Genomic DNA, 15,289 nt, shown 5'->3' with positions numbered 1-15,289 from the left:
TGCCAACAGTTTCAGGCCGGATAAAGAGAAGTCTCATTTCGAGCTGTCAGATCCTTGTTTGTTTTTACCTGTGCCGGCTCTGCCGTCATCGCAGGCATCCTGTGGTGATTCATTGGGTCTTGCATGTTCGGCAAACTCAGGGGCCTGGGTACACACATCCAGATCCGCGCCATTGTTTTCTTTTTTTTTATCGTGGTCTGTCATTATATCACCTCATTGCAGCGGCATTCTGTCAATGCTGTCTTTTAACTGATTGATTTCAACTCCCAAACTGACGCACTGTTTGCCTTCCATGCACAAACGGGCATCATCAGGTTCCAGAAATGTTTTTAACGCTTTTTTGTCTTTTTTGAGATACACGGTCCACCGCTGGTTGTCTTTGTCATACCCGACATCCACATCAATGCCGCATTCACCGATATCCGGATAAATGGATCGGATTTTTTCGCATAATTTTTGCTTGTCCATGGCTGCCCTCCTGTGTTGGGGTTAAGGATTGTATTAAATTTTAAGTTAAGAACAGATTCGTGATATTCAAGCGTCATCCATGAAAATCCATCCGCCTGTTTGAAGGCGCGGCCATTCAGACAATCAGCTTGACAGCCTGTGCCAACCTCTTTAGACGGATCGATTTCGCCTGGAAGCCGCACCTGAAAACCCCGCGATCTGGATGCCTGAGAATTCGATGCGGCTTCAATCGTTGATTTATCAACTATTTCTCTTATGTCAGGACTTATCTTTTTAAGGTAAGTCCCACTTCTCACTTATCAAAACCATCATTTTTTTGTTCATTTCAAATTTTTTGCTTGACAATGCAATCGAATTGTATCAAAAAAATGGCTATGAAGTAGATACAATAAAGCAGCATTGCCCAGGGTCATCTTATTCGTAAACAGGGGGGAGGGAATTTATGTCATCAAATCAATACTTTAATCACGAAGGACCGTGGTCGGATGCCACTGATTCGCTGATGTGCACGGATACCGGCGATTGGCGATCCAAGCGCCCGGTCGTGGACAAGGAAAAATGTATTTTCTGCGGGTTTTGCGCGATTTACTGCCCGATTCAGGTGATGGAAATGACAGCGGACAGCTGTTTTCAGCCGGATCTGGATTTTTGTAAAGGATGTGGCATCTGCGCAAAAGAATGTCCCAAGGGCGCGATCACCATGGTTTCGGAAGGGGAGTTTGTATCATGAATACCACAGCTATTTCGTCTAATATCCAAGTTATCACCGGCAACGCGGCCGCAGCCATTGCCGCCAAACTGGCCCGGCCCGATGTGGTGGCCGCCTATCCCATCACTCCCCAGACCGAAGTGATTGAACAGATATCCAGTTTTCATGCATCCGGTGAAATGGATTGCGAACTGATCACCGTGGAAGGAGAAAATTCCGCCATGAACGCGGTGATGGCGGCATCTTTGGCCGGCGGCCGGGTGTTTACCGCATCCTCCTCCTGGGGACTTGTGTTTATGTATGATGCGGTACTGGCCACCGCCGGTGCCAGGGCCCCTGTGGTCATGGTCAATGTAAACCGGGAAACCCCGGGCATTATCGCCGTGTCTTCCGGCCAGCAGGACATGATCTCCACAAGAGATGCAGGCTGGATATTTCTGATTGCTGAAAACTGCCAGGAGATTATGGATCTGGTGCTTCAGAGCTACCGCCTGGCCGAGGATTACGATATTCAATTGCCGGTTATGGTGCATTATGACGGGTTTTTTCTGTCCTATCTGTCCGAAGGCGTGGAAATCCCGGCGCAGGAAACTGTGGATCAGTTTCTGTCCGTGCTGGAATCTCAGCCCAAACGCACCATGCTTCGACCCGGTGAAAAACTGGGCGTGGGAACCCATGGGATTTTAGGCGGGTATATGGAGCTGCGGCATAAACATGTGACGGCCATGGAACGGTCCAAAGCCAAGTTTGATGCCATTGATCAGGAGTTTGCCGATATTTTCAGCCGTTCTTACGGCGGACAGCTGGAAGAGTATCTCACCGAAGATGCGGATATGGTGCTGGTGGGATCCGGGTCCATGTGCGGTACCATCAAATCGGTCATTGACGAGCAGCGGGAAAAAGGCGTCCGCATCGGGCTGGTGAAGATCCGCATGTATCGCCCGTTTCCCCATCAGGCCCTGGTCAAGGCCCTCAAAGGGAAAAAAGCCATCGGCGTGGTGGACCGCAGTCTGGCGTTCGGATTTGACGGCGGTCCCATTTACACGGAACTCAAAGCGTTTGAAACCAAACTGGGCGGCGCTAAACTGGTCAGTTTCATTGACGGCATTGCCAATACCGACATCACCAAAACCAATGTGAAACAGATGATCCAAATGACGGCAGATCTGGCCGACGGCAAGGATGTCCCTGAAGTGACCTGGGTATCTTATCCAAAAGCCAACAAAGATAAGGGGGAAAAATAATATGGCTGAGAAAAACAAAGGCCGGCTGACCAAAGTACTGGATTACCTTAAATATGACGATCCGTTTTCGAAAGGCGTGTCATTCTGCCCGGGCTGCGGTTTGGAACTGCTGCTGCGGTTCATCCCCCGGGTCCTGGGAAATGATATCATCATTACCGGAACCCCGTCCTGTTCCGCCCCGGTACTGCTGGGTCAGAACAAGCAGTCCTGGCATACCCTGTCCTATTTCGGGACCCTGATGACCGGGGCTGCCGCCAATGCCACGGGCCTGGTGCGGTATTACAAAAAGGCGGGGATCGACAACACGGTGGTGTGTTTCAACGGCGACGGCACGGCCAACGATATCGGATTCGGCAACCTTTCCGGGGCCGCGGAACGCAATGAGCCGTTCATTTATATCTGTTATGACAATGAAGGATACATGAACACCGGGATTCAGAAAAGCGGCACCACCCCGTACGGCGCCACCACCACCACCACCCCCTATGGCACGGTGCACAAAGGAAAAAATCTGCGGCGCATGAATTTAGGGGTGAAAATGGCCATGAACAAAATCCCTTATACGGCCACGGCGACCCTCAGCGATCTGGAGGATCTGGCCAAAAAACTGCTCAAAGCCAAAAAGGCCAAGGAACGGGGCTTTTGCTTTCTCCATGTGTTTGCCCCCTGTCCCACGGGCTGGGGTGCGAATCCCGCAGATACCATAGAGATCTGCCGGCAGGCGGTCAAAACCAATTACTTTCCTTTGTGGGAAGCTGAAAATGGTAAAATCCGCATGACCAAAACCGTTAAAAAACCCAAACCCGTAAGCAGTTACACCAAACTGATGAAAAAATTCAATCACATGACTGACGCGGATCTTCAGATTCTTCAGGACGATGTGGAATATGAAACTTGCCTTTTGGGCGGACTGAGTGTGCTGGAAGCGGAATGTCAGCTACCGGTATCTGCGCAAGATTAAGGAGAAAAATTATGATGAGTGAAGTCAGATTCCATGGTAGAGGCGGGCAGGGGGTGGTGACCACCTCCAAGATTCTGGCCAATGCATTTGCCAGAACCGGGCAGTTCGGCGCCAGTTTTCCCATGTTCGGATTCGAGCGTCGCGGCGCGCCGGTCACGGCATTCGGGCGGTTTTCCGACAAACCGGTGAAAGAGAAAACTCAGATCTACAATCCCAATATTCTGGTGGTGCTGGATCCTTCTCAAAAAAATTCTCCGGCCGTGTTTGACGGGTTGTTACCCGGGGGTATGCTCTTGATCAACGACAAGAAAAACAAGGGCGATATTCGTCATGAGAATTTAAGAAAACTGGCCATGGTCGATGCCAACGGCATTGCCATGGAAGAGATCGGACTGCCCATTCCCAATACCGTGGTCGTGGGGGCATTTGCAAAAATGTCGGGCCTGCTGGATATCGACCCGGTTTTAGAGGCGTTGGCGGATTATTTTTCAGGAAAAAAACTGGATGCCAACAGGGTCTGCGCACAAAGAGGGTTTGAGGAGGTAACAACCGTTGATCTTTAGGCAGCGTGACACAGGATCAATACCAACACATAATTTTAAATGTAAAGAGAAAAAGGAGCTGCTATGCCTAGATGGGGAATGGTAATCGATGTCAAACGGTGTATTGCCTGCTGGGGATGCACCATCGCGTGCAAGGAAGAACATTTTTTGCCGCCCGGGGTGTTCTTTAACCGGGTGTTGATTGGAGAAACCGGTAAGTTTCCCACCTCTTCCAAACTGATTTATCCGGTCCTGTGCAACCATTGTGAGGATGCGGCCTGTGTGGAAGCGTGCCCCACGGGAGCCACCTATGTCAGAGAAGACGGCATCGTGGCCATTGATGATACCAAATGCGTAGGATGCCGGGCCTGTATGGTGGCTTGTCCATATCAGCAGCGGACCTACTACGATGAAAAAACCAAAAACCGGGAGTTTTTTCCGGGCCAGGGCAAAACCGAGATGGAAACCATCGGGGAAAAATTGTATCCCTTTAAACTCGGCACCGTGATCAAGTGTAATTTCTGTTCGGAACGCGTGGATGAAGGCATGAAAAAAGGGCTGACCCCGGGCAAGGATGAAGATGCCACGCCCGCATGTGTCAATATCTGTCCGGTAGGCGCCAGAGTGTTCGGTGATCTGGATGATCCCAACAGTGAGATCAACCGGCTGATCATGGAGAAAAAAGGTAAACAACTCAGAAAAGAATTCGGCACGGAACCCGCCGTTTATTATATTGATTAAACAGGAGGCAATATGACCTATAAGACAGATGAAATTTGGGAAGACAAATGGGTAAATACCACCTGTGGTGTCTGCTACTGCGGATGCGGTGCCAAAGTGCGGGTGGTGAACGGGGTGCCGGTAAAAATCGAGGGCATCAAAGAGACCACCATGGGCGGCACCAATGCCGGTCTGTGCGGCAAAGGTGTGGCCGGCCTCATGTACTACCATGATCCCAACCGGATCAAAAAACCGATGCTTCGGACCAATCCGGAAAAAGGGATCGGTGTGGATCCCAAATGGAAAGAGATTGAATGGGAAGAAGCCTATGAAATCATCACCACCAAGATGAAAAAGATCATGGAAGACGATCCCAATAAGATTTTGTTCACCAACCAGACCATGCGGGCGTCTGACGGGCCGCACAACCATCCCTATTTTTATGCCCAGGCGTTTGGTGTTAAAAACAACGGTAACTTCATCATCGGCGGTGGCAGCCTGCACTGCGGAAACGCCTGCCATATGCTGGGGGGCCTGATTCACGGGGCCTGGTCCATTGCACCTGACTGGCGGTACACCAAATATGTGCTCAAATGGGGTTCCAGCAAAGGCACCGGCTCCGGACATTCCGCCATGACCAACGCAAGGCTCAGGGCCGATGCCGTGCGAAGAGGCATCAAAGAGATCGTGTTCGATCCCATGGGTAATTTTGCCGGGGGTAAAGCCACGGAATGGCTGGCCATTCTGCCGGGCACGGACACGGCTGTGGGTCTGGCCATTGCCAACTATATCGTGAACATGCGCGGGGAAATGGATGAACTGTATCTGAAAGCCAAGACCAATTTCGTCTACCTGATCAAGGAAGACGGTACCTACATACGTCACGAAAAAAGCAACAAACCGTTGGTGTATGATACCAAAGCCGGCGAGATCAAGGAATATGACGATCAATCCGCCGCCTGGGAAGACCTGGCCCTGGACGGTGAGTATGAATACAACGGGGAAAAAGTACGTCCCTGCTTTGTACCGTTCAAAGAGCATTTGAAACAGTTTACCATTGAATGGGCTTCAGAAATTTCCACTGTACCGGCCGCCAAGATTCTGGAAGTGGCCAAGGGCTGGGTGGACAACGCCCAGATCGGATCCACCATCACCATTGAAGGCAAAACCTTTCCTTACCGGCCGGTGTCATCGGTCACGTTCCGGGGATCCCAGGGCCATACCAACGGGATCCATCAGGTGGCAGCCATCGACCTGATGGCCCAGCTGGTGGGGGCCGAAGATGTTCCCGGCGGTACCCTGGGATGGCCGGCCATCCGCCGGGCCTATCCGGGCGGCAATTACGAACAGACCTGTAAAGTGGGCACTGATGGCGTGATCGTTCCGTCCGTGTTCTATTCCCATGATCCCTGGCCGGTGCATGCGCCCAGCTATCCGGCCACCAACATGGGATGCGTGGATGTGTGGACCCATTGTACCCTGTCCCATATTCCTTATGTGGAAGAAGTGGATTACATTCATGATAAACTGGGCATGAAAGCCAAACCTGAGATGATTTTCGGTATTTCCGCCAATTTTATCATCAGTAATTCCGACTGGGATACGGCAGTGAAAAACTTCAAAGACTGCTTTGTGGTGCAAAACGACCTGTGGATCAATGAAACCGATCAGGCCATTGGCGACCTGATTTTGCCGGATGTGTCTTATCTGGAAAAAGACTGCTGGTCTTCGGAGATCGATGCGTTCTTTTTTTCCGGATCGCCTTCCTATGAAGACTGGTATGTGCATCTGCAGAAACCGGTGGCCAAACCCATCGGAGAATCCCGGTTCTTCATGGATGTGTACCTGGAGGTGGCGCATCGGGTGGGCGTGCTGGACAAGTTCAACGCCAAGCTCAATGATTACTATCGGATCGAGGATCCTGAACTGCAGATCAAGCCCGGTGAAAAACTGACCTGGAAAGAGATCGGCGAACGGGTTCTCAGATGGGTGTACGGGCCTGACAAGGAAAAAATCGAAGAACAGGGATACGCCACCTGGCATAAATCCATTGAAGATGTTTACTGGCGGTGGGAGATCGATTCCAGGTGCCCGGTGTACATGGAATATCTGATCCATGACAGACGTAATATGGAAAAAATTTTTGAGGAAACCGGTTTTGACTACAAAAAGCTTGAAATGGATATGGATCAGTATACGCCGCTGCCTTCCTGGTTCTGGCCTGAATCCCACAAAGATCTGGATGATGAATATGACCTGCTGGCATTCTCTTATCGGGATATTCTGCACACCAACAATACCACGTTCCAGAATCCGTATGTGGATGAGGTGTCCCAGATGTGCCCCTATACCTTTACCATCACTTTAAATACCACCATGGCAAAGGAGCGGGGATTCAAGGATGGAGATATCATCTGCATTGAGAATAAATACGGGGTCAAGGAAAAAGGGATTGTCAAAACCATGGAAGCCCAGAGTCCCAAGGTGATCGGTATTGCCGGCCAGGGCGGGTTGTGGGCGGACGGACGACCCATTGCCAAAGGCAAAGGCGCCAATTTCTGCAAACTGCTGCCGGCCAAGCTCAAATATTTTGATCCGGTCGCCGGTAACATGGAGACTGCGGTTGCTGTCAAGATTTATAAAGTAAATTAGGAGGGTATTTCCATGAATGATAATCACCAAAATCTGGTTGAAACCATGTTTCCGTCTGATGGCTCCGGGATCAAACCCTATGAGTGGATGATCAGTCCGACCCGTCAGCGGCAGTGGATCGATGAAAAAGGTATTTTTCTCTGGCTGGCGTTCTTTTTCTCTGAAATCGGTGCCGGCCTGTATTTCATGTCTCTGTTTTACAGTTTCCGGCCCGGGATCGTGATCGGCTGGCTGATCACGCTGATTTTGGGCGGGGTGATTCACATGCTGTATCTGGGCAACCCCAAACGGGCCTGGCGTATGCTCATGAAGCCCAATACGTCCGAACTGTCCCGGGGAATCTGGATCATCGGTGTGTTTGCCGTTCTGGGATTTTTGCAGATGATCACTCCGGGCGGATTTAATATGGTGTTCAATTTCATCATGGGCATTTTATGTCTGCTGATCATTTCCCATGGGTTTGCCACTATGAACGTGGTTCGTGCCCTGCCGGCATGGAGTTCCACCGTTGTGCTGCCGTTGTCCATCATTTCCGGGATCTGGGTGGGGCACCAGCTGCTTCAGCTGTTGTTCGCTCTTTCCGGTAGTGCCACGGTGGTTTCCGGCATGGAAGTCTGGGCTGCCACGTTCTTTCTGATCTATATTCTGTGCATCGGGCTGTATGCCTGGGGCACATGGCATATGAGTGACGTGGCAAAAATTTCCGTTAAAAAGATGCTGGAAGGCGATCTCAAACGGATCACCTATGTGGGTGTCGGGGTGCTGGCCGTTCTTTTGCCTCTGATTTTTACTTTGATTATGTGGGGCGGCAGCACCAACGGATTTCTGGTTTTCCTGCGCCTGGCATCTGTTCTGGCAGGGGATCTGGCTATTCGGTACCTTATTATGAAAACGGCGGTGTATAATCCCTTGATTTAGAAATTGTTTTGTCATCTTTATCTGAAGCACAGGCAGTTCAGGGAATCATTTTTCTGTGCTGTCTGTGCTTTTTTTATCAGGCCCTTTCATGAGTTGAAGTTGAAAAAAAAAAGAAAACAATATATGGTCTTTTTTATAATGAAATGGTCGGTCTGTCTTTTACAAGTTCAAAAGACAGCAAAGAATCTTTTTCATCAAAAACGGGATATTAAATGACTGATAAAAATCAAACCGAAACCCCATTGGCGGCGGAAGAGACCAAACCGGTTCCTCAGGCCAGAGTCAAATTCGAGGTGTACGGAGAGGAAATGATTGAAAAAGAAGTGAAATCCTCCGGCAACAGTGGCAGAATATATCTGCCACCCAACTGGGTGGGTCATACGGTCAAAATTATCAAAGTAGAATAACAGGGAGGATGTTTTGGAAGAACCGATCATCAGAGAAATCCGTCTGGAGGACGCCCAGGCCATAGAAGATATCCGTGCCGCCATCTCACCCCAGGATGCCAACGTCGATTTTCTCAAGCTGGTGAAACAGCAGGTATCCGATGGAAACGGCACCACCAGCCTGGCCGCGGAATTGAACAATAAGGTCGTGGGGTACATGATTTCCACCACCCTGTATGCGGGTTTCGGTATCCGGAAAAGTGCCTGGATCATGGCAATCGGCGTACATCCGGATTACATGGGCCGGGGTATCGGGCTGGCACTGGCCAACCGGATTTGTGACATTTACAGGGACAAAGAAGTGGCCTGTATCTATTCGTCCGTGATGTGGGATTCCATTGATGTGCTGTCTTTTTTCAAGAAGCTGGGATTCAAACGCAGTGAATTCATCAACCTGAAAAAAGAGCTGTAGCTTAAATCCCCAGATAGGCTTTTTTCACGTCCTCGTTGGCCAGCAGATTTGCACCGGTATCTGTCATGGTGATTCGTCCGGTTTCCATGACATATCCCCGGTGGGCCGCTTTCAATGCCAGATTGGCGTTCTGCTCCACGATAAAGATGGTGGTTTTATTTTCCTGATTGATCTTTTCAATGATGGAGAAAATCTGTTTCACCACGATGGGGGCCAGGCCCAGGGACGGCTCATCCAGCAGCAGTATCTTGGGCCGGGACATCAGTGCCCGGGATATGGCCAGCATCTGCTGTTCCCCGCCGCTCAGGGTACCGCCGGCCTGGTTCCGGCGGTTGGCCAGGATGGGAAACAGTTCATATACATACGACAGATCCTGTTTGATTTTATCATTGTCGTTACGCAGAAATGCGCCCATATCCAGATTTTCGGCCACGGTGAGATAAGGAAAAATGCGGCGGCCTTCCGGGACCTGGCAGATCCCTTTTTTGACAATGTTATCCGGGGACAGATATGTGATATCTTCTCCGTTGAGTTCGATGGTTCCTTTTTGGGCCGGAACAATACCGGACGTCGTCATCAATGTGGTGGATTTCCCGGCTCCGTTGGCACCGATCAGGGAAATCACCTCCCCTTCCTCCACTTCGATGTCTATGCCTTTGAGTGCGTGGATATTGCCGTAATAAGTATGGATATTGCTGAGTTTAAGCATCGTCGGATTCTTCTCCCAGATAGGCTTTGATGACGTCAGGATTGGCTTTGATTTCGGCAGGGGTGCCTTCGGCGATTTTTTTGCCGTAATCCACTACATGGATCCAGTCGGACAGGCTCATGACCAGTTTCATATCATGTTCGATGAGGAGAATGGTCAGATTTTCATTGTCCCGCAGCCAGAGAATCAGATCATCCAGTTCTTTGGTTTCCTGGGGATTCATGCCGGCCGCCGGTTCATCCAGCAGCAGTAAAAAAGGGTCCGTGGCCATGGCACGAGCGATTTCCAGACGTCGCTGGGCCCCGTACGGCAGGTTCACCGCCATTTCATTCACATATTTTGCCAGGCCGATTTTTTCCAGAATTTCATAACTGTCATACACCGCTTTTTTTTCTTCCTCCCGCTGGCTGGAGGGTTTGAGCATGGCCTTGATAATCCCGGAAGACAGGCGACAGTGCCTGCCGATCAACACGTTTTCAAGTACTGTCATGCCATGAAACAGCCGGATGTTTTGAAAGGTTCTGGCAATACCTCTTTCCGTTACATAATTGGGTTTGAGGCCTTTGAGACTCTGGGTGGCTTTGCCGGGGGGGGTAATCTCCACATTTCCGTGAGTGGGTTCATAAATGCCGGTGATACAGTTAAAAAATGTGGTTTTTCCGGCGCCGTTGGGGCCGATGAGTGCGGCAATCTGCCCTTTTTCAATGGCAATGCTTACATCATCCAGGGCTTTAAGACCCCCGAATTTCATGGTCAGGTTTTTAACGTTAAGTATGGGTTCCATGGACTATTTTTTCCTGATGGGGTTCCTGTGATGTTTTAAACGTGTACACTTTTCGAACGCTTTTGATCAGACCGTCCGGTTTGAACACCATGACAATGACCTGTAGCGCCCCGAAAACCAGCATCCGGTATTCAGCCACCGCCCGCAGATATTCCGGCAGAAGAATCAGCACCAGCGCACCGGCAATCACTCCCACGGCGGATCCCATGCCGCCGATAACCACCACGCACAAAATGGTGATGGACTCCCAGATGGTAAAAGACATGGGGTTGATATATGAGGTTTTGGCGGCAAAGATCACCCCGCCCATGGCAGCCCAGGTGGCGCCTAAGGCAAACGCGGTGAGCTTGGTCTTGAATTTGTCGATCCCCATGGCCTGGCAGGCGATCTCATCATCCCGCAACGCGATCCAGGCCCGTCCGATTTTGGAATTTTCCAGGCGGTTGACAAAAAAGATAGTCATGAGCACCAGGGCGATAACAATGAAATAGATGTAGATCATGGTATTGTCCTGATTGAACTGATGCCCGAAAAAAGTGGGGGCCGGAATATCAGAGATTCCCCGGGGGCCGTTGGAAAACTCATCCCAGTTTTCCAGAACAATCCGGATGATTTCTCCGAACCCCAGGGTCACGATAGCCAGGTAATCCCCTCTGAGCCGCAGTACCGGATAACCCAGCAACACGCCGAACAGGGTGCCCAGGAGTGCGGAAATGGGCAGCACCATCCAGAAGCTGAGTCCAAAATGCAGGTTTAAAAGGGCATAGGCATAAGCCCCCACCGCATAAAACGCCACATACCCCAGATCAAGCAGCCCGGCCAGTCCCACCACGATATTGAGTCCCAGTCCCAGCATGACATACACCAGGGCCGATATCATGATGGAGGTGTGATACATGGGGAAAACAAACGGATACGCGATAAAAAAAGCAGCCAGCAGCCCGAGAAACGGTCGGCGGAACCGGTTGTTTTGCAAAAATCGGTGGATCAGGGGGATGTCTTCGTCAATGTCCGACTTTTTCCGGGCTTCGGTGCGCCGCAGAAAATAGTTCCATAACCAGGAGGCAAAAAAGGATAGCACACCGACCCATAAAAGGTTGGACCACCTGAAAACAATGGTGTTGTGGATGGTATTGACCTTAATGACCATGATGGGAAAGGTCAGGATCATGAACCAGAAGGCAATGATCAAAGATTGTTTGAGTTGTTGTTTAATCGGCATAAGTTGTCACCTGAATTCAAATTACACTTTCTGGGCATCGTGGCGACCCAGGATGCCGGATGGGCGGAAAATCAGAATTACCACCAGGATGGTAAAAGCAAACACATCTTCGTATTCACTCCAGAAATATCCGGTAAAAAAGCTTTCGGAAATACCCAGAACCAGAGATCCCAGCACTGCGCCCGGAATGGAACCGATACCGCCTAAAACAGCGGCGATAAAGGCTTTGAGGCCGGCCAGAAATCCGATATAGAAATTGATCTGGCCCACATGGCAGGCGATAAGCACCCCGCCGATGGCTGCCGTGGCAGAGCCCACCACAAACGTGGCGGAAATGACATTGTTGACATTGATCCCCAAAAGAGCCGCCATGACCTTGTCCTGGGCCGTGGCCCGCATGGCTTTGCCGATCCGGGTGAATTTGATGAGCAGCCCCAGCAGGATCATGACGATCACCGTGGTAATGATGATGGTGATTTCCACGGATGTGATGATGTGGGCAAAGGGTTCCCAGAATTTGAAATCCGGTATCAGGCTTTTGAAAGGCAGGTAGTCCGGGGTCTGGGCCAGCATGACATAGTTTTGCAGAAACAGGCTCATGCCGATGGCGGATATCAGCGCAGACAGGCGTGGCGCGTTTCGCAACGGTTTGTACGCGATTTTTTCCACGGTAAACCCATAAGCACAGGAATAGACGATGGCAAACACAAACGCCAGGATGACGATCACAGCGGTGTTCCATCCCCACATTCCCAGAACGCTGGCAATGATCAACGCGGTCATGGCGCCGATCATGTAGATTTCCCCATGGGCAAAGTTGATCAGCTGAATGATGCCGTACACCATGGTATAGCCTAGGGCGATAAGGGCATAAATACTGCCCCGGGTCAAACCTCCCAGAAACAGCTCAAAAAAATACATGGGGTCCATGAGTAATTCCCGGACGGCGAAAAAGCCGATAATTCCGGTGACAGCCAGACCCAGTAATATACTAATCCAACGCATATTGTTTCATCCTGAACGTCTGTGGTTTAAGGCAAACCGCTGGTGATAAAAACAGGAGCGCAAATCCGACATGGATCTGGCTCCTGTTTTTCAAAGGCATGAGTCGTTAATTAACCTGCTGATATTTTCCGTCAGTTACCCGGTATACTGAAAAACCCGCGCCCACAATGTCCCCGTTTTCGTCAAATCCGATGGGGCCCATGGGAGAGTCCACGGTGATTTCGAACATGGCGGCCCGCATGGCATCATACTCCACAGTGCCGGCTTTTTCAGCGGCAACTGCCAAAGACTGCATGCAGGTGTATCCGGTGAAGAAAAAGGTGCCGGGATCTTCTCCGTATTTTTCCTGGTGTTCTTTGGTCAATGCCTGATGCATGGGGTTGGAAGAGGTGTCATTGGGGCCGGTGGCATAGACGCCTTCAGCAAATTCGCCGGCCAGGTTGGGCAGGTTGTCGCCATAGATGCCGTCCGCACCCATGAAAAGCGTATCTACGCGTTTCTTTTTCATCAGCTGAATGATTTTGGACGCATCGGAATGGTATCCACCCCACATGACCAGATCCGCATCAGACCGTTTGATTTTCTGGACAATGGCTGTGTAATCCACAGCGCCGGTGGTTACGCCTTCGAACAGTACGATTTCCACGTCTCCCATATGTTCAAACGCGATTTTGGCCAGTTCCATCTGTCCTTTGCCGTAATCTCCTTTGTCGTGAATCAACGCCACTTTTTTGATTTTGAGATCGTTTTTTGCAAATGACGTCATCAGCGTGGCCTGGGCCCCATCATTGGCAATGGTTCTGAAAAAATTGGGATGGTCACCCGACATAGTCAGGTCATCATTGGTGGCGGAACCGGAAATAAGAATGATATCGGCATCTTTGTAAATTTTGTTGGCAGCAATGGTGGCGCCGGAGCAGACATGACCCACAACCATCTGGGCGCCGTCGGATACCAGCTTGGTGGCCACGTTGACCGCCACTTCCGGTTTGCACACATCATCTCCGAGCATCAGCTCGACTTTTTTCCCCAGGATACCGCCCTTTTCATTGATGTCTTCAACCGCCATTTCAACCCCTCTGAGAGCGGATATGCCGTAGGGCGCCAAATCTCCGGAAAGTGCGCCGGCATTGGCCACCTTTATGGTATCACTGGCAAATCCAGGTGCGGCAAACAGCATCATAGACAATACCCCGACGGTGAGACACTTAAAAAAAGTTTTCATGTTCTACTCCCTTTGTTTAGGTTAACTTAAATTTTTGAACGAAATCCGCATTTTTGTTTGAAAATTGCATAACTATAGAAATATGAAGGTTTTAAGTCAAGAAAAAATTCATCATATACGCCTTTTCATTGCCTGTGCCATTCGGTCCAGTCCTTTTTCCAGAACAGTCGCCGGGCATCCGAAATTGAGCCGGACAAATCCGGGAGATCCGAAAAAAGACCCATCCGACAATCCGACCCCGTGTTCTTCAAAAAACCGGACCGGATCTGTGAGCCCGGTTTCCCTGACATCGATCCAGGCCAGATACGTGGCTGTTATGGGGTCCAGACGGCATCCGGGCAGTTCGTTGATTTGTTTCATCACCGTGTTTCTGTTTTCAGCCAGGTAGGAAACAAGCTGGGACAGCCAGTCATCACAGACGTCATACGCCGCTTTTGCCGCGGCAAGCCCCATCAGGTTCACGGATGGAACAATGCCTTTGCAGGCCGCTTTGAACCGGGTTCTGAGGCCGGCATTTGGAATCACGGCAAAGGCACACCCCAGCCCCGGAATGTTATAGGTTTTGGAAGGTGCCATCAGGGTGATGGTTCTTTGGGCGGCGGCTTCGGACAAAGACGCTGTGGGAATGTGGCGGTTTTCCGGGTCCAGTACGAAATCGCTGTGGATTTCATCGCTGCACAAAAGAATGTCATAGGTCTCACACAGGGTTGTCAGATGTTCAAGTTCCTCCCGGGTAAACAGGGTCCCGCAGGGATTGTAGGGGCTGCAGAATAAAAAAACCGCCGGTCCGGTTTGGAACACGCGTTCCAGGGCATCAAAATCCAGGGTGGACCGGTTGGATTCCCGGATCATGGGAAGGGTGATCAACGGCTTACCGCAATGGTCGGATACCGACAGAAACGGCGGATAAATGGGTGTGGTGGTGACAAGGGGCTGGTCTTGTTTTCCAAAGGCCCGGCATACCACATTCAGTCCCGACACCACACCGGGAATCCATACCAGCCAGTCCGGTTCAACGGCCCAGCCGTAAAGGGCCGTGAGCCGGTCTGCCACAATCCGGTTCAGATCCCGGGAAACCCGCGTATATCCCAGGACCCCGTGATCGATGACTTTTGTCAGTGCTGCCAGTACTGCCGGCGGGGCTTTGAAGTCCATGTCCGCCACCCACATGGGCAAGATGTCTGTGCCTTCATATTTCTCCCATTTCATGGAATGGGTATGGGTCCGGTCGATAACGGGATCAAAAAAAGGGTTCATCAGAATGGGGGATCT

Annotated in this window: 17 protein-coding genes; 9 read left to right on the top strand and 8 right to left on the bottom strand. The window is 50.7% G+C overall.

The window, feature by feature from the left end; translation table 11 throughout:
* Nucleotides 1-33 precede the first annotated feature (33 nt).
* Entirely contained in the window at nucleotides 34-204 is a 171-nt protein-coding gene (locus DPO_RS25710) for a hypothetical protein (RefSeq protein ID WP_006967882.1), read from the bottom strand.
* 9 nt (nucleotides 205-213) lie between these two features.
* Nucleotides 214-468 carry a hypothetical protein gene (locus DPO_RS18640; protein ID WP_006967881.1) on the bottom strand — a complete coding sequence of 85 codons (255 nt, stop codon included), beginning with the start codon at nucleotides 466-468 and terminating at the stop codon, nucleotides 214-216.
* Nucleotides 469-910: 442 nt separating this feature from the next.
* Between DPO_RS18640 and DPO_RS18635 the strand changes: the two genes are divergently transcribed.
* The 9 genes from DPO_RS18635 (at nucleotide 911) to DPO_RS18595 (ending at nucleotide 9,072) form a co-directional block, all read left to right on the top strand.
* A complete protein-coding gene (locus tag DPO_RS18635; RefSeq protein ID WP_006967880.1) occupies nucleotides 911-1,198 on the top strand; it encodes a 4Fe-4S binding protein in 288 nt (95 codons plus the stop codon).
* Nucleotides 1,195-2,421 (top strand): pyruvate synthase subunit PorA, encoded by a 1,227-nt coding sequence (locus tag DPO_RS18630; protein WP_006967879.1) that lies wholly within the window; start codon nucleotides 1,195-1,197, stop codon nucleotides 2,419-2,421. The genes DPO_RS18635 and DPO_RS18630 overlap by 4 nt, the downstream gene beginning before the upstream one ends.
* Nucleotide 2,422: 1 nt before the next feature.
* Nucleotides 2,423-3,382, top strand: coding sequence for a thiamine pyrophosphate-dependent enzyme (locus tag DPO_RS18625; protein WP_006967878.1), 960 nt, complete (start codon nucleotides 2,423-2,425; stop codon nucleotides 3,380-3,382).
* Between the two features lie 11 nt (nucleotides 3,383-3,393).
* Complete coding sequence (locus tag DPO_RS18620) at nucleotides 3,394-3,945, top strand: 2-oxoacid:acceptor oxidoreductase family protein (protein WP_006967877.1); 552 nt, start codon at nucleotides 3,394-3,396, stop codon at nucleotides 3,943-3,945.
* A gap of 63 nt (nucleotides 3,946-4,008) precedes the next feature.
* Nucleotides 4,009-4,665: a 4Fe-4S dicluster domain-containing protein gene (locus DPO_RS18615; RefSeq protein WP_006967876.1), complete on the top strand. Its 657-nt coding sequence runs from the start codon at nucleotides 4,009-4,011 to the stop codon at nucleotides 4,663-4,665.
* Between the two features lie 12 nt (nucleotides 4,666-4,677).
* Entirely contained in the window at nucleotides 4,678-7,296 is a 2,619-nt protein-coding gene (locus DPO_RS18610) for a molybdopterin-dependent oxidoreductase (protein WP_006967875.1), read from the top strand.
* Nucleotides 7,297-7,308: 12 nt separating this feature from the next.
* Nucleotides 7,309-8,214 carry a hypothetical protein gene (locus DPO_RS18605; protein WP_006967874.1) on the top strand — a complete coding sequence of 302 codons (906 nt, stop codon included), beginning with the start codon at nucleotides 7,309-7,311 and terminating at the stop codon, nucleotides 8,212-8,214.
* 212 nt (nucleotides 8,215-8,426) lie between these two features.
* Nucleotides 8,427-8,621 (top strand): DUF2080 family transposase-associated protein, encoded by a 195-nt coding sequence (locus DPO_RS18600; protein ID WP_006967873.1) that lies wholly within the window; start codon nucleotides 8,427-8,429, stop codon nucleotides 8,619-8,621.
* Nucleotides 8,622-8,634: 13 nt separating this feature from the next.
* Nucleotides 8,635-9,072 (top strand): GNAT family N-acetyltransferase, encoded by a 438-nt coding sequence (locus DPO_RS18595; protein ID WP_006967872.1) that lies wholly within the window; start codon nucleotides 8,635-8,637, stop codon nucleotides 9,070-9,072.
* 1 nt (nucleotide 9,073) lies between these two features.
* Here the strand turns inward: DPO_RS18595 and DPO_RS18590 are convergent, their stop codons facing one another.
* From DPO_RS18590 to DPO_RS18565, 6 genes are all read right to left on the bottom strand, one after another.
* Complete coding sequence (locus DPO_RS18590; RefSeq protein WP_006967871.1) at nucleotides 9,074-9,781, bottom strand: ABC transporter ATP-binding protein; 708 nt, start codon at nucleotides 9,779-9,781, stop codon at nucleotides 9,074-9,076.
* Nucleotides 9,774-10,565 carry an ABC transporter ATP-binding protein gene (locus tag DPO_RS18585; protein WP_006967870.1) on the bottom strand — a complete coding sequence of 264 codons (792 nt, stop codon included), beginning with the start codon at nucleotides 10,563-10,565 and terminating at the stop codon, nucleotides 9,774-9,776. The genes DPO_RS18590 and DPO_RS18585 overlap by 8 nt, the downstream gene beginning before the upstream one ends.
* Nucleotides 10,549-11,787, bottom strand: coding sequence for an ABC transporter permease subunit (locus DPO_RS18580; RefSeq protein ID WP_006967869.1), 1,239 nt, complete (start codon nucleotides 11,785-11,787; stop codon nucleotides 10,549-10,551). Before DPO_RS18580 ends, DPO_RS18585 begins: the two co-directional genes overlap by 17 nt.
* 21 nt (nucleotides 11,788-11,808) lie before the next feature.
* Nucleotides 11,809-12,717 carry an ABC transporter permease subunit gene (locus tag DPO_RS18575; RefSeq protein WP_024333259.1) on the bottom strand — a complete coding sequence of 303 codons (909 nt, stop codon included), beginning with the start codon at nucleotides 12,715-12,717 and terminating at the stop codon, nucleotides 11,809-11,811.
* Between the two features lie 181 nt (nucleotides 12,718-12,898).
* Nucleotides 12,899-14,017 (bottom strand): branched-chain amino acid ABC transporter substrate-binding protein, encoded by a 1,119-nt coding sequence (locus DPO_RS18570; RefSeq protein WP_006967867.1) that lies wholly within the window; start codon nucleotides 14,015-14,017, stop codon nucleotides 12,899-12,901.
* Nucleotides 14,018-14,128: 111 nt separating this feature from the next.
* The gene (locus DPO_RS18565; RefSeq protein WP_006967866.1) at nucleotides 14,129-15,274 is read right to left on the bottom strand and encodes a MalY/PatB family protein; all 1,146 of its coding nucleotides are present in this window, start codon (nucleotides 15,272-15,274) and stop codon (nucleotides 14,129-14,131) included.
* Nucleotides 15,275-15,289: the final 15 nt, after the last annotated feature.

It is taken from the genome of Desulfotignum phosphitoxidans DSM 13687 (assembly GCF_000350545.1).
Taxonomy (GTDB): domain Bacteria; phylum Desulfobacterota; class Desulfobacteria; order Desulfobacterales; family Desulfobacteraceae; genus Desulfotignum; species Desulfotignum phosphitoxidans.
This window is presented reverse-complemented; position numbering and strand designations above follow the sequence as displayed.

What these genes read in the sequence shown, in the direction of transcription:
- DPO_RS25710 (WP_006967882.1), bottom strand. Translation starts at nt 204, where the DNA reads ATGACAGACCACGATAAAAAAAAAGAAAACAATGGCGCGGATCTGGAT.
- DPO_RS18640 (WP_006967881.1), bottom strand. Translation starts at nt 468, where the DNA reads ATGGACAAGCAAAAATTATGCGAAAAAATCCGATCCATTTATCCGGAT.
- DPO_RS18635 (WP_006967880.1), top strand. Translation starts at nt 911, where the DNA reads ATGTCATCAAATCAATACTTTAATCACGAAGGACCGTGGTCGGATGCC.
- DPO_RS18630 (WP_006967879.1), top strand. Translation starts at nt 1,195, where the DNA reads ATGAATACCACAGCTATTTCGTCTAATATCCAAGTTATCACCGGCAAC.
- DPO_RS18625 (WP_006967878.1), top strand. Translation starts at nt 2,423, where the DNA reads ATGGCTGAGAAAAACAAAGGCCGGCTGACCAAAGTACTGGATTACCTT.
- DPO_RS18620 (WP_006967877.1), top strand. Translation starts at nt 3,394, where the DNA reads ATGATGAGTGAAGTCAGATTCCATGGTAGAGGCGGGCAGGGGGTGGTG.
- DPO_RS18615 (WP_006967876.1), top strand. Translation starts at nt 4,009, where the DNA reads ATGCCTAGATGGGGAATGGTAATCGATGTCAAACGGTGTATTGCCTGC.
- DPO_RS18610 (WP_006967875.1), top strand. Translation starts at nt 4,678, where the DNA reads ATGACCTATAAGACAGATGAAATTTGGGAAGACAAATGGGTAAATACC.
- DPO_RS18605 (WP_006967874.1), top strand. Translation starts at nt 7,309, where the DNA reads ATGAATGATAATCACCAAAATCTGGTTGAAACCATGTTTCCGTCTGAT.
- DPO_RS18600 (WP_006967873.1), top strand. Translation starts at nt 8,427, where the DNA reads ATGACTGATAAAAATCAAACCGAAACCCCATTGGCGGCGGAAGAGACC.
- DPO_RS18590 (WP_006967871.1), bottom strand. Translation starts at nt 9,781, where the DNA reads ATGCTTAAACTCAGCAATATCCATACTTATTACGGCAATATCCACGCA.
- DPO_RS18585 (WP_006967870.1), bottom strand. Translation starts at nt 10,565, where the DNA reads ATGGAACCCATACTTAACGTTAAAAACCTGACCATGAAATTCGGGGGT.
- DPO_RS18580 (WP_006967869.1), bottom strand. Translation starts at nt 11,787, where the DNA reads ATGCCGATTAAACAACAACTCAAACAATCTTTGATCATTGCCTTCTGG.
- DPO_RS18575 (WP_024333259.1), bottom strand. Translation starts at nt 12,717, where the DNA reads ATGGACCCCATGTATTTTTTTGAGCTGTTTCTGGGAGGTTTGACCCGG.
- DPO_RS18570 (WP_006967867.1), bottom strand. Translation starts at nt 14,017, where the DNA reads ATGAAAACTTTTTTTAAGTGTCTCACCGTCGGGGTATTGTCTATGATG.
- DPO_RS18565 (WP_006967866.1), bottom strand. Translation starts at nt 15,274, where the DNA reads ATGAACCCTTTTTTTGATCCCGTTATCGACCGGACCCATACCCATTCC.